The organism is uncultured Mycobacterium sp. (assembly GCF_964249325.1).
Lineage (GTDB): Bacteria > Actinomycetota > Actinomycetes > Mycobacteriales > Mycobacteriaceae > Mycobacterium.
Window position 1 is genome coordinate 15,732 of sequence record NZ_CAXUCH010000033.1, and the last position, 12,773, is coordinate 28,504.

Here is a 12,773-nt window from a genome sequence, read left to right on the forward strand (position 1 = left end):
GTTGCATGTGCGCGGGTGCCGAAGCTGACCGTGGTGATCGGCGGGTCCTATGGCGCAGGGAACTACTCGATGTGCGGACGAGCATATTCCCCGAGGTTTTTGTGGATGTGGCCCAACGCGCGGATTTCGGTGATGGGCGGGGAACAAGCCGCATCCGTGCTGGCGACCGTACGGGCCGAGGCGCTGGAAAGTGCCGGTACGCCATGGTCAGAGCAGGAGCAGGAGGAGTTCAAGGCGCCGATCCGCGCACAATACGAACACCAGGGCAATCCCTACTATTCGACAGCTCGGCTGTGGGACGACGGTGTCGTCGACCCTGCCGACACCAGAACGGTTGTAGGACTTGCGCTCTCTGTTGCGGCGAATGCTCCTGTCGAACCGGTCTCCTACGGCGTGTTCCGGATGTGAGGGTGATGGGCTTCGATACGGTGCTGGTCGCCAACCGCGGTGAGATCGCGGTGCGGGTGATCCGCACGCTCAAGGCTATGGGTATCCGCTCGGTGGCTGTCTACAGTGACGCCGACGCTGGCGCCCGCCACGTCGCCGAGGCTGACGTCGCGGCACGCATCGGCGCGGCCCCGGCCCGGGAAAGCTACCTCAACATCGCCGCGGTGGTCGACGCGGCGGTGCGCACCGGCGCGCAGGCGGTACACCCGGGATATGGGTTCCTTTCCGAGAATGCGGATTTCGCCGCGGCGCTGGCAGCTGCGGGTGTGACGTTCATCGGGCCGCCGGTGACCGCGCTGCAGACCATGGGCGACAAGATCGCGGCCAAGGCCACGGTGTCGGCATTCGGGGTCCCGGTGGTGCCGGGCATCGCGCGGCCGGGACTGACCGATGCCGAATTGATCTCCGCCGCCGAGGAAATCGGCTACCCGGTGCTGGTCAAGCCGTCGGCAGGCGGGGGTGGCAAGGGCATGCGCATGGTGGAACGGGCCGCCGATCTGCCCGCCGCGCTGGCCGGTGCCCGCCGCGAGTCGGCCGCCGCATTCGGCGACGACACCTTGTTCCTCGAGCGATTCGTGCTGCGGCCCAGGCATATCGAAGTGCAAGTGCTGGCCGACACCTACGGCAATGTGGTGCATCTTGGCGAACGGGAATGCAGCTTGCAGCGACGCCACCAGAAGGTGATCGAGGAGGCGCCGTCACCGCTGCTGGATGCTGCGACCCGGGCCCGCATCGGCGCTGCCGGCTGCGACACCGCACGCAGTGTGGACTACACCGGCGCCGGCACCGTCGAATTCATCGTTTCCGCCGACCGGCCGGAGGAATTCTTCTTCATGGAGATGAACACCCGGCTGCAGGTCGAGCACCCGGTCACCGAAATGGTGACCGGATGGGATCTGGTCGAATGGCAGATCCGGATTGCCGCGGGCGAGAAGCTGATAGCGAGCCAGTCCGACATCGCGCTGCACGGCCACGCGGTCGAAGCGCGGATCTACGCCGAGGATCCCGCCCACGGCTTCCTGCCCACCGGCGGCGACGTGCTCGCGCTAGTCGAGCCCAAAGGCCCTGGGGTGCGGATTGATTCGGGGCTTTCGGCCGGGATGACGGTGGGCAGCGCGTACGACCCGATGCTGGCTAAGGTGATCACGCATGCCGCTGACCGGCCTGCTGCGCTGCGGGCGCTCGACCGTGCGCTGGAGGACACCGCGGTGCTCGGCGTCGTCACCAACGTGGAGTTTCTCCGGTTTCTGCTGGCCGATCCCGACGTCGCCGCCGGCCGACTCGACACCGGTCTGCTGGATCGGCGGGTCGGCGATTTCCCTGCGGCTCCGCCTGCCGACGAACACCTCATCGCCGCGGCGGCCTACCGATGGTTGCGGCTCTGGCCCGAGCCTGGCGCGGATCTGTGGGAGATCCCGTCGGGATGGCGGCTCGGCGCCCACGCGCCGGTCAGCATGCGGCTGCGAGCCGCTGACCGCACCGACCATGTGCACCTGACAGGGACCCCCACGGCCGCCCAAGCCCGGGTCGAGAACGGTGAAACCCATTCGCTGCAGGCCCGTCTGGAAGGTCAGCAATTGGCGGTGACATTGGACGGCGTCCGAGCCGAATACACCGTCGCCGCGTCGGATCACCGCATTTGGTTGCACGGCGGCGGCATCACGGCTGTGGTCGAGGAGGTACAGGAAGCGCCGGTGCGCCCGGACGCCGAGCGCAGCGGCGACGCCGAGTTGACCAGCCCCATGCCCGGAACGGTTGTCGCGGTGAGTGTCGACAACAAGGCCGACGTGGCCGCGGGCACCGTTGTTGTCACGGTCGAGGCGATGAAAATGGAGCACGCACTGGCATCGCCAGTCGACGGGGTGGTCGACCTGCTGGTCGGCGTCGGCGATCAGGTCAAGGTGGGCCAGCCGTTGGCCCGAATTACCGCGAATACGAAAGGCTAAGGGCTAGCTGATGCCTGACTTCATTGCAAGCGGGACGCTTCCCGACGAATACCAGCAGTTGGCCAAGACGGTCCGGGACTTCGCGCAGAGCGTGGTCGCACCGGTCGCCGCTCGCCACGACGCCGAACATTCCTTCCCCTACGAAGTGGTCGCCGGGATGGCCGAGATGGGCCTGTTCGGTCTCCCGTTCCCGGAGGAGTGGGGCGGAATGGGCGGCGACTACTTCGCTTTGTGCCTGGCGCTCGAGGAACTCGGCAAGGTCGACCAAAGCGTGGCCATCACGTTGGAGGCCGGTGTGTCGCTGGGCGCCATGCCGGTCTATCGGTTCGGTAGCGACGCGCAAAAGCGAGAATGGTTGCCGCAGCTGACCAGTGGCCGGGCCCTAGGTGCTTTCGGATTGACCGAGCCCGGCGGCGGCAGCGACGCGGGCGCGACCAAGACCACCGCGCGTCTCGACGACGGGAACTGGGTCATCAACGGGTCCAAGCAGTTCATCACCAACTCCGGGACCGACATCACCAAACTGGTCACGGTCACAGCCGTCACCGGTGAACGGGACGGCAAGAAGGAGATCTCGTCGATCCTGGTGCCGGTGCCCACACCCGGCTTCACCGTCGAACCGGCGTACGACAAAGTGGGCTGGCGCGCCTCTGACACCCACCCGTTGACGTTCGAGGACGTCCGGGTGCCCGAGGAGAATCTGCTGGGTGAACGCGGCCGGGGGTATGCCAACTTCCTGCGCATCCTCGACGAAGGGCGGATCGCGATCGCCGCATTGTCCACCGGCGCCGCGCAGGGTTGCGTGGACGAAAGCGTCAAGTATGCGCGGCAACGGGAAGCGTTCGGCAGACCGATCGCCCGCTATCAGCACATCGAGTTCACCATCGCCCGGATGGAGGCCCGCGCCCATACCGCGCGCACCGCCTACTACGACGCGGCGGCGCTGATGCTGGCCGGTAAGCCGTTCAAGAAGCAGGCGGCGATCGCCAAGCTGGTGGCCAGCGAGGCGGCGATGGACAACGCCCGAGACGCCACGCAGATTCACGGCGGCTACGGATTCGTCAACGAATTCCCGGTCGCCCGCCACTACCGGGACAGCAAGATCCTGGAGATCGGTGAGGGCACCAGCGAAGTGCAGTTGATGTTGATCGCCAGAGAGGTGGGCTTGTGACGACTGAGGAGCGCGCAATCGTCCAGCGCGGGCTGTGGTTCGAGGAGTTCGAAATCGGCGTGCGCTATCTGCACCGTCCGGGTCGGACCATCACGGAGGCCGACAACGTGCTCTTCACCACGCTGACGATGAATACCCAAGCGCTGCATCTGGATGCGGCGTTTTCCGATGCGCTGCCACCGTTTCACCAGCGGTTGGTCAATTCGATGTTCACCCTGTCGACGCTTGTCGGCTTATCGGTGGCTCAGCTGACCCAGGGCACGATAGTGGCCAACCTCGGCTTTTCTGAAATTGCATTCCCCAAACCGCTGTTTCACGGCGACACCCTGTACGCCGAGACCGTGATCACCGAGAAGCGTGAGTCCAAGAGCCGTGCGGGGGAGGGGATCGTGACGTTCGCCCATACCGGACGCAACCAGCACGGTGACGTCGTCGCCACCGCCACCCGCAAGACGCTGGTACGGATGCGTTCGCCCGAGGCCGTCGACTGATGGGATTGCACAACCCGGGCCCGGCGTGGCTGTTCTGCCCGGCCGACCGCCCGGAGCGATACGAAAAAGCCGCGGCCGCAGCTGATGTCGTCATCCTCGACCTGGAAGATGGTGTGGCCGCGGCCCACCGGGACGGTGCCCGTCGTGCACTCGTCGACGTTCCGCTCGACCCCGCTCGCACCGTGGTGCGGGTCAATGCGTTCGGCAGCGACGACCAAGCGCGGGACCTCGAGGCCTTGGCGCGCACCGGCTACGACACCGTGATGCTGCCCAAATGCGAAGGGGCAGAGCATGTTGTCGCGCTTGCTCCGCTGGAGGTGGTGGTGCTGGTCGAGTCGCCGCTGGGTGCGCTCAACGTTGCCGAGAGTGTCCGTGCGGACAACGCGGTCGCCGTGATGTGGGGTGCGGAGGACCTGTTCGCCGTACTCGGCGGCACCGCCAACCGCTACCCGGACGGAACCTACCGTGAAGTGGCCCGCCATGTGCGTTCCCAGTCGCTGCTGGCGGCCAAGGCGCACGGTCGTCTGGCCTTGGACGCCGTCTATCTCGACATCAAGGACCTCGACGGGCTGCGCGCCGAGGTCGACGACGCGGTCGCGGTCGGGTTCGACGCGAAGGTTGCTATCCATCCCAGCCAGCTGGCGGTGATCCGGGCCGGCTACGCGCCCTCACCCGAGCAGGTGCAGTGGGCGCGACACGTGCTGGCCGCGGCCGCCGATCAGCGCGGTGTGTTCGCATTTGAAGGCATAATGGTAGATGCGCCAGTGCTGCGGCGAGCCGAGCGGATCGTGCAGCTGGCGGCTGACGCCGGTTCGTAGCGCGTTTGCTCCAACCGGCCGCACACCGCGCAGGCGTGGTTGGAGGCGGTATGGCTGATCTTTCTCAGACGCCGATGACTGTCGACCTCCGACCGGTGCAGCTTGTCGGTCCCGACGGCGCGCCCACGGCCGACGACCGCTATAGCCGCGACCTTCCGGCCGAGACACTGTGCTGGCTCTACGAGACCATGGTGGTCACCTGCGAGCTGGACATGGAGTTCGTCAACCTGCAGCGCCAAGGTGAATTGGCGCTGTTCGCCTCCTGTCGTGGGCAGGAAGCCGCGCAGGTCGGGGCGGCGGCTTGCCTGCGCAAAACCGACTGGCTGTTTCCGCAGTACCGCGAACTCGGCGTCTTTATCGTGCGCGGCATCCCGCCCGGCCACGTCGGGGCGGCGTGGCGCGGAACTTGGCACGGCGGGCTGGAATTCACGAAAAAGTGCTGCGCCCCGATATCGGTTCCGGTCGGCACGCACGCCTTGCATGCCGTGGGCGCCGCGATGGCCGCGCAGCGGCTCGGCGAGGATTCGCTGGCGGTAGCGTTCGTCGGCGACGGCGCCACCAGCGAGGGCGACGTGCACGAGGCGCTGAACTTCGCCGCGGTATTCCAGGCGCCTTGCGTGTTCTACGTCCAAAACAACCAGTGGGCGATCTCGGTGCCGGTGGACAAACAGACAGCTGCACCGTCGATCGCGCACAAGGCGATCGGATACGGCATGCCCGGCATCCGGGTGGACGGCAACGATGTGCTCGCGTGCTATGCGGTGATGGCCGAAGCCGCTGCCCGCGCCAGAGCCGGCGGGGGGCCAACCCTGATCGAGGCGGTGACCTACCGGCTCGGCCCGCACACCACCTCCGACGATCCCACCCGGTACCGGACACAGGAGGAAGTCGAGCACTGGTCGGCACTGGACCCGATTCCGCGCTATCGCGCCTACCTGCAAGGCCAGGGCATGTGGACCCAGCGGCTGGAAGAGCGGGTCGCCGCGCGGTCCAAGCGGCTGCGGGCCGAGCTTCGCGAAGCGGTCTTCGCGGCACCCGATGTCGACGTCGACGAGGTGTTCAACACGGTGTACGCGGAAACCACCCCGGCTCTGGAAGTCCAACGTCAGCAGTTGCGGGCCGAATTGGCCAGGGAGGCGTGATGACCCAGATCGCCGAACCCCCGACTCGCTCGAATGCCACCGCCACCGCAGCAGTGCCGCAGAGCGAGCGACCACTGCGGCGGTCGCTGACCATGGTGCAGGCGCTCAACCGAGCGCTGCACGACGCAATGGCCGAGGACGAGCGCGTGCTGGTCTTCGGGGAGGATGTCGCCGCTCAGGGCGGGGTGTTCCGGGTGACCGAAGGGCTGCGCGAAACATTCGGCAAAGACCGGTGCTTCGACACGCCGCTGGCTGAATCTGCGCTGATCGGGATCTCCGTGGGATTGGCGCTGCGCGGCTTCGTGCCGGTGCCCGAGATTCAGTTCGACGGCTTCTCCTACCCGGCCTTCGACCAAGTTGTCAGCCATTTGGCCAAGTACCGCACACGCACCCGCGGCGAGGTGAACATGCCCGTCACCGTGCGGATTCCGTCGTTCGGCGGAATCGGTGCGGTTGAACATCATTCGGAATCCACCGAGGCCTACTGGGCGCACACCGCAGGCCTCAAGGTTGTCGTCCCGTCGACGCCGTCAGATGCCTATTGGCTGCTGCGCCAGTCCATTTCCTGCCCAGACCCGGTGATGTTCCTAGAGCCGAAGCGGCGCTACTGGGGCCGCGAGGTCGTCGACCCGGTCCAGCCGGCACCGCCGATCGGGCGAGCCGTCGTGCGCCGTGCCGGCACCGATGTCACGGTGCTGACTTACGGCGGATTGGTGCGAACCGCCGTATGTGCAGCGGAAACCGCTGCTGCTCAACATGGTTGGAGCCTGGAAGTCATCGATTTGCGCTCACTGGTTCCGCTTGACTTCGACACGGTCGCCGCGTCGATCCGGCGGACCGGGCGCTGCGTGGTGATGCACGAGGGTCCACGCAGCCTGGGCTACGGGGCCGGGTTGGCCGCGCGCATCCAAGAGGAGATGTTTTACGAGCTGGAAGCTCCGGTATTGCGCGCGTGCGGGTTCGACACCCCCTATCCGCCTGCACGTTTGGAAAAGCTGTGGCTCCCCGGCCCGGATCGGCTGCTGGACTGCGTCGAACGCGCGCTGGAGCTACCGTGACCGACGAGGAGCGAATCAAGTCTTTCCTGGTCCCTGATTTGGGCGAGGGATTGGACGAAGTGACGGTGTCGTGCTGGAACGTCGCCGTGGGCGACGACGTCGAACTCAACCAACCGTTGTGTTCGGTGGAGACCGCCAAGGCCGAGATCGAAATCCCCAGCCCCTACGCCGGCCGGATCATCGAGATCAGGGGCGCAGAAGGCGATGTCCTCGAAGTTGGTTCGCTGTTGGTGCGCATCGACACCGCGCCGGAGGAGGCCGACGCCCCGTCCGGGCAGGGAGCGCGGCAGGCCGCCGAGTCGAACGGCGAAACATCCGCGCGCAGGCCGGTTCTGGTGGGCTACGGTCCGGACGACACCATTGACACCAGCAGAAGGAAGACGACCAGCGGGCCCGACGAGCCGGCCGGCGCCGGGCGACCCAAGGCGAAACCCGCCGTGCGCAAGCTGGCAGCGGAATTGCTTGTCGATCTGCGCGAGGTGCCGCCCGGCCCGGATGGCCTGATCAGCCGGGAAGCGGTTTTGGCGGCGGCCGGAGTCGGCGCCGAGCGGCCCGGCATCACCTACGACGTGTTGCCGGTGCGCGGCGTCCACGCCAAAATGGCAGAGCGAATGGCATTGTCGCGCAATCAGATTCCGGACGCACACGCGAGCGTTCAAGTCGATTGCACCAACCTGCAGCGGGTGAGGGATCGACTGGTTGTCGCTGCCGCGGAAGAGCGCGACGTGATCACGCCGTTCCTGCTCACGCTGCGGCTCGTGGTCATTGCCTTGAGCCACCACAAGATATTGAACTCCACCTGGGTGGAAGCTGTTGGCGGTCCTCAGGTGCACTCGCATCACGCAGTGCATTTGGGATTCGCTGTTGCCGCACCGCGCGGTCTGCTGGTGCCGGTCGTCGCCGACGCCCACCAGAAAACCACGCGCCAACTCGGCCAATGCGTGGCGCAGCTGATCCGGCGGGCCCGCGGCGGCACCCTGCAGCCTGCCGAGCTCCGCGGCTCGACCTTCACAGTGTCGAATTTCGGCGCGCTCGGGCTCGACGACGGCGTGCCCGTCATCAGCTACCCCGAGGCGGCGATCTTGGGTATGGGTTCGCTCAAACCGCGCCCGGCGGTTGTCGACAACGCCGTCGTCATCCGGCCGCAGATGACATTGACGTGTGCATTCGACCACCGCATTGCCGACGGCGCGGTCGCGGCTCAATTTCTTTGCGAACTGCGCGAACTCATCGAGTCGCCGGAAACCGCGCTGCTGGACCTGTAGGCGGCTACCGGCCCCGCGCCGCAGCCAGCCGGGCGGCGAATTCAGGTGATCGGATCGACTGCGCCTGCGGCCCGAGCTCGGCACGTTTGGCCAGTTCGTGCTGCTCGGTGTCGAGCGATCCCGGACTGGCGGTGGCCCTCATGGTGGCCTTGGTGGCCAGCACGAGCTCGCGTGGTGCGGCTGCGGGTCCGGCGGCCAGTTCCAGCGCAGCAGCGACAGGGTCGTCGGCGACACTGAGCGCCAGTCCATGCGCGACCGCGGCTTGGGCGTCGAAGCACATCCCGAACAGCAGGGCGGCGCGGCCAACTTGGGGGCCGACAGCTCGCTGCAGCATCCATGTTGCGCCGCCCCCGGGATGAAGCCCCAGTTTCTGGAAGCGGGCGTCGAACAACGCGGCCGGCCCGGCGATACGCACGTCGGCGGCCAATGCCAGGTTGAGCCCCGCTCCGACCGCGGCACCGTTGACCGCGGCGATCGTAGGCAGCGTGCAGTTGCCGACGGCCATGAATCCGTCGTAAACGGCTAGCAGGCCTTGTTCGGTGGCCTCGCCCAAAGCGCTGAGTTCGGCGCCGGCGCAGAACGCCTTGCCGGCACCGGTGACCACCACGGCGTGCACGTCGGTGTCGGCCTGAGCTCGCTCGATCGCGGCGCGCAGCTGTGCCGACATGGCCGCGGTGACGGCGTTGCGCCGGGCCGGGTCATTGACGGTGATAAGCGCAATGCGGTTGTCGACGCTGTACAGCACAAGTTCGGACTCAGCCATCTGGCACCTCCAGGAAGTCGGTTTGCTGTAGCGCCGGTGGCTTGTCAGTTTGCCTGCGCGGTTCGCAGGGTACAACGCGTCCATGATGAAGCATGTCGCCACCACCATCGCTTTGCTTGCCACGCCGGTCGCCGTCATCAGCGGCTGCTCGAAACAGGCTTCCAACCCATCGTCGACGCCGACGACATCGAGCACGTCAGGGTCCGCTGCTCAGAAGCTGACCACGCAGCTGAATACGGCCGACGGCAAACACGTAGCCGATGCGACCATCGACTTCACAAGCGGGTACGCCACCGTGACCGTCGAGACCGTCGCTTCCGGCATCCTCACGCCCGGCTTCCACGGACTGGACATCCACGCGGTCGGCAAGTGTGAAGCCAACTCCGTCGCGCCCAGTGGCGGCCAATCGGCTGACTTCGCATCGGCGGGTGACCGCTTACAAGCGCCCGGGCATACCGGCCAGCCGGCCAGTGGGGACCTGCCCCCGCTGCTGGTGCGGTCTAACGGCGCCGGCAAGCTCGTCGCCACCAGCGACGGGTTCACCCAAGATCAGCTCAAAGGTCCGGAGGGCTCGTCGATCGTGCTGCTCCAAGGTTCCGACATGGCTGGCCAAGGCACCGCGGAGTCCGACCGCCGCGTCGCCTGCGGCGTACTGAGCCCGGCGACTGCCACCAGCACGTCCGTCTCAACCTCAACGTCGACCGTGACCACGACCACGGTCAGCTTGATTCCGCCCGCGACCGTCACTCAGACGCCCTCGTCGACGTCACCCACATCCAGCACGAGCACCAGCACCAGCACCGTGACCGTGACGCCGTCGACCTCCACGACTACGGTGCCACCGGGCAACATGCCAGGCCCCAATGGAGGCTGACTGCCGGCATCGCCGAGGGAACTGCCGAGAATCAGCCGAGGTCATCGACGCCCCTGGGTGCCCCCGGCAGGAATCGAACCTGCGACCTAGGGATTAGAAGGCCCTTGCTCTATCCAACTGAGCTACGGAGGCAATGCGCAGGTCAGTCTATCGAACAGCGACGATAGGCCGGCTCTGGCGCGCAACGCCGAGCGAAATGTCATGGCCTGCAATGGCGACTCACTAGTGTGTGACGCGCGACACAGGTACGCTACCGCTGGCCGCAAGCCGCGTTTCGCGGCGTTGTGGGTGCCCGGCGTCAAGGAGCGGCGTTGCGATGAGCATGGCTATGGACGTGACCACGCGGTGCTCGAAGGCGGGTGCCCAAGTATTGCGGCAAGGGCGGCACTTGGCGGCCGACCCGATGGGCATATACCGGGCCGGCGCTCTGCTGCTGCGTGGTTCCCCATTCGCAGTGGGCTGGTTTGCTGGCTGGCTTTCGGCGGAGTTTTCCCCGCAGGTGCTGACCGGACATGCGTTGTCGCGGGTAACACCGCTATCGGTGAGTCGGGTTGCTGCAACATGGGCGGCGCAACGGGCCGACCAGATCCTCACGGGGGCGCTCGAGGAATCCTTCGGGAGGCACTACCGCCAGCGGGTGCGCCATCCGCTCATCGACCAGCATGGGTGTGCTCGCCGTGATGGCTTCTTGGATATGGTGAGCCACCGCCGCCGCTATGCGGCGCAGACGTCGGATATCGCATACGGCCCGAACGGTCGGGACAACTTGCTGGACATCTGGCGCCATCCCAACTTGCCCGATGGGCATCGTCGCCCGGTGCTGGTGCAGGTGCCAGGCGGAGGCTGGAGCATCAACGGCAAGCGAGGCCAGGCGTACCCATTGATGAGCCGCATGGTCGAGCTCGGCTGGATCTGCGTATCGATCGACTACCGCAAGAGTCCTCGCAGCGCGTGGCCGGCGCACATCATGGACGTCAAGAGGGCGATCGCGTGGGTACGCGACAATATCGCCAATTACGGTGGCGACCCCGGTTTCATCGCGATCACCGGCGGCTCAGCGGGCGCGCACCTGGCCGCGTTGGCCGCGCTCACTGCAAACGATCCACGGCTGCAGCCGGGGTTTGAGCAGGCTGACACGACTGTGCAGGCGGCGGTGCCGTATTACGGCGTCTACGACTTCACAAAAGCCGAACATATGCATGAACTGATGCTGCCGTTTCTCGAGCACTTCGTGATGCAAACCCGTTACGCCGACGATCCGCAGCTTTTTGCGTTGGCGTCGCCGATTTCTCATGCCCACAGCGCTGCTCCGCCGTTTTTTGTCCTGCACGGCGAAAATGATGCGTTGATTCCGAGAGCACAAGCCCAGGCCTTTTGTGCAGCCCTTCGTCAAGCCGGCGCATCCACCGTGTGCCACGCCGAGCTCGCGAACGCTCACCACGCTTTTGACACCGTCGCCACGGTGCGGTCGCGCCTGACCGCCGATGCCGTCGCTGATTTCCTGGGCATGATCTACGGGCGATATCTCCGCTCAGGCGCGGAATCTCTGACTAAAGGCGCAATTTCAGCGAGCTGATTTGCGCGACGAACCGGCCTAGCGAATTTATCGGTCCAGCACGGCATTTCGTAAGTGATCTATCGGCTGCTGAGCTGGTCGCATCGATCCGCACAATCGGCTTTCACCAGCGCGCCGCGCGGACTAGCGTTGTGTTGGCGCCGGGGGTGCGCACCGGGCACCGGCAAAGCGGCAAGTGTCGTCGCCCGGGCCCGCTAACTGGATGCGTCTGGACGGGAGGCTTGAGTGGCGATGTCAAGGCTGGCCGCGATCAGGCCCGGGTGGAGGCGAGACAGTGACTGACGCTGTCGAGGCGGACGCATTGCCGACCGAGCTGGGAGCGGTCGACTATCTGCTGCACCGCGGAGAAGCCAATCCCCGCACCCGCTCCGGAATCATGGCGCTGGAAATCCTCGACACCACCCCGGACTGGGAGCGCTTCACGACCCGATTTGAAAACGCCTCCCGCCGGGTGCTGCGGCTGCGGCAAAAGGTTGTTGTGCCCACGCTGCCGACGGCAGCACCGCGCTGGGTGGTAGATCCCGATTTCAACCTGGACTTCCATGTGCGACGGATGCGGATCCCCGAACCCGGCACGTTGCGGGAAGTGCTTGATCTAGCCGAGGTGGTTTTGCAGTCACCTCTCGACATCGCGCGCCCACTATGGACGGCGACCCTGGTCGAGGGTCTCGCCGAGGCCAAGGCCGCAATGCTGTTGCACCTCAGTCACGCGGTGACCGACGGCGTCGGCGGGGTGGAGATGTTCGCCCAGATCTACGACCTTGAGCGTGACCCGCCGGCCCAGCCACCGCCGCCGCAACCGATTCCGCAAGATCTGTCCCCCAATGACCTGATGCGGGAAGGCATCAACCACTTGCCGGGTGCAGTGATCGGCGGTGTCCGCGGAGCTGTGTCGGGAGCGGTGTCGCTGTTAGGCCGAGCGGTTCTCAATCCGCCTTCCGCAGTGGCGGGTGCAATAAACTACGCCCGCTCAGGTGTGCGGGTGATGAGTCAGGCCGCTGAGCCCTCGCCGCTGTTGCGCCAGCGCAGCCTCGCGAGTCGCACCGAAGCGCTCGACATTCAGCTATCGGACTTGCACAAGGCAGCGAAGGCGGGCGGAGGATCGATCAACGACGCCTACCTTGCCGGTCTGTGCGGTGCTTTGGGCCGCTACCACGAAGCGCTCGGTGTCCCGATCGCGACGCTGCCGATGGCGGTGCCGGTGAACCTGCGTGCCGAAGCT

General features: G+C 66.3%; 11 protein-coding genes, 1 tRNA gene and 1 pseudogene (1 of these 13 only partly in view). 11 read left to right on the forward strand and 2 right to left on the reverse strand.

From position 1 onward, the window contains the following. From ACFE99_RS06870 to ACFE99_RS06905, 8 genes and pseudogenes are all read left to right on the forward strand, one after another. Positions 1 to 408: pseudogene (locus tag ACFE99_RS06870) on the forward strand (carboxyl transferase domain-containing protein); it begins 1,144 nt to the left of the window's first position. A 5-nt stretch (positions 409 to 413) separates the two neighbouring features. Then, positions 414 to 2,393, forward strand: coding sequence for a biotin carboxylase N-terminal domain-containing protein (locus tag ACFE99_RS06875; protein ID WP_375483679.1), 1,980 nt, complete (start codon positions 414 to 416; stop codon positions 2,391 to 2,393). A gap of 10 nt (positions 2,394 to 2,403) precedes the next feature. Continuing rightward, positions 2,404 to 3,564, forward strand: coding sequence for an acyl-CoA dehydrogenase family protein (locus ACFE99_RS06880; RefSeq protein ID WP_375483681.1), 1,161 nt, complete (start codon positions 2,404 to 2,406; stop codon positions 3,562 to 3,564). After that, the gene (locus ACFE99_RS06885; RefSeq protein WP_375483683.1) at positions 3,561 to 4,055 is read left to right on the forward strand and encodes a MaoC family dehydratase; all 495 of its coding nucleotides are present in this window, start codon (positions 3,561 to 3,563) and stop codon (positions 4,053 to 4,055) included. The genes ACFE99_RS06880 and ACFE99_RS06885 overlap by 4 nt, the downstream gene beginning before the upstream one ends. After that, positions 4,055 to 4,873, forward strand: a complete 819-nt coding sequence (locus ACFE99_RS06890; protein ID WP_375483685.1) for an HpcH/HpaI aldolase/citrate lyase family protein — start codon at positions 4,055 to 4,057, stop codon at positions 4,871 to 4,873. The genes ACFE99_RS06885 and ACFE99_RS06890 overlap by 1 nt, the downstream gene beginning before the upstream one ends. A 50-nt stretch (positions 4,874 to 4,923) precedes the next feature. Continuing rightward, positions 4,924 to 6,015 carry a pyruvate dehydrogenase (acetyl-transferring) E1 component subunit alpha gene (gene pdhA, locus ACFE99_RS06895; RefSeq protein ID WP_375483687.1) on the forward strand — a complete coding sequence of 364 codons (1,092 nt, stop codon included), beginning with the start codon at positions 4,924 to 4,926 and terminating at the stop codon, positions 6,013 to 6,015. Continuing rightward, positions 6,015 to 7,073, forward strand: coding sequence for a 3-methyl-2-oxobutanoate dehydrogenase subunit beta (gene bkdB / locus ACFE99_RS06900; RefSeq protein WP_375483689.1), 1,059 nt, complete (start codon positions 6,015 to 6,017; stop codon positions 7,071 to 7,073). The genes pdhA and bkdB overlap by 1 nt, the downstream gene beginning before the upstream one ends. After that, positions 7,070 to 8,338, forward strand: a complete 1,269-nt coding sequence (locus tag ACFE99_RS06905; protein WP_375483691.1) for a dihydrolipoamide acetyltransferase family protein — start codon at positions 7,070 to 7,072, stop codon at positions 8,336 to 8,338. Before bkdB ends, ACFE99_RS06905 begins: the two co-directional genes overlap by 4 nt. A 4-nt stretch (positions 8,339 to 8,342) precedes the next feature. Here ACFE99_RS06905 and ACFE99_RS06910 read toward each other — a convergent pair whose 3' ends face one another. Next, positions 8,343 to 9,101, reverse strand: coding sequence for an enoyl-CoA hydratase (locus tag ACFE99_RS06910; protein ID WP_375483693.1), 759 nt, complete (start codon positions 9,099 to 9,101; stop codon positions 8,343 to 8,345). A gap of 82 nt (positions 9,102 to 9,183) precedes the next feature. Between ACFE99_RS06910 and ACFE99_RS06915 the strand changes: the two genes are divergently transcribed. Continuing rightward, a complete protein-coding gene (locus ACFE99_RS06915) occupies positions 9,184 to 9,975 on the forward strand; it encodes a superoxide dismutase family protein (protein WP_375483695.1) in 792 nt (263 codons plus the stop codon). A gap of 58 nt (positions 9,976 to 10,033) precedes the next feature. Here ACFE99_RS06915 and ACFE99_RS06920 read toward each other — a convergent pair. After that, positions 10,034 to 10,107: transfer RNA gene (locus tag ACFE99_RS06920), tRNA-Arg, on the reverse strand. Between the two features lie 184 nt (positions 10,108 to 10,291). Between ACFE99_RS06920 and ACFE99_RS06925 the strand changes: the two genes are divergently transcribed. Both ACFE99_RS06925 and ACFE99_RS06930 read left to right on the forward strand, forming a co-directional pair. After that, positions 10,292 to 11,551, forward strand: coding sequence for an alpha/beta hydrolase fold domain-containing protein (locus ACFE99_RS06925; protein WP_375483697.1), 1,260 nt, complete (start codon positions 10,292 to 10,294; stop codon positions 11,549 to 11,551). A gap of 274 nt (positions 11,552 to 11,825) precedes the next feature. Further along, positions 11,826 to 12,773: wax ester/triacylglycerol synthase family O-acyltransferase (locus tag ACFE99_RS06930; RefSeq protein ID WP_375483700.1), on the forward strand; the 948-nt coding region annotated here is incomplete at its 3' end.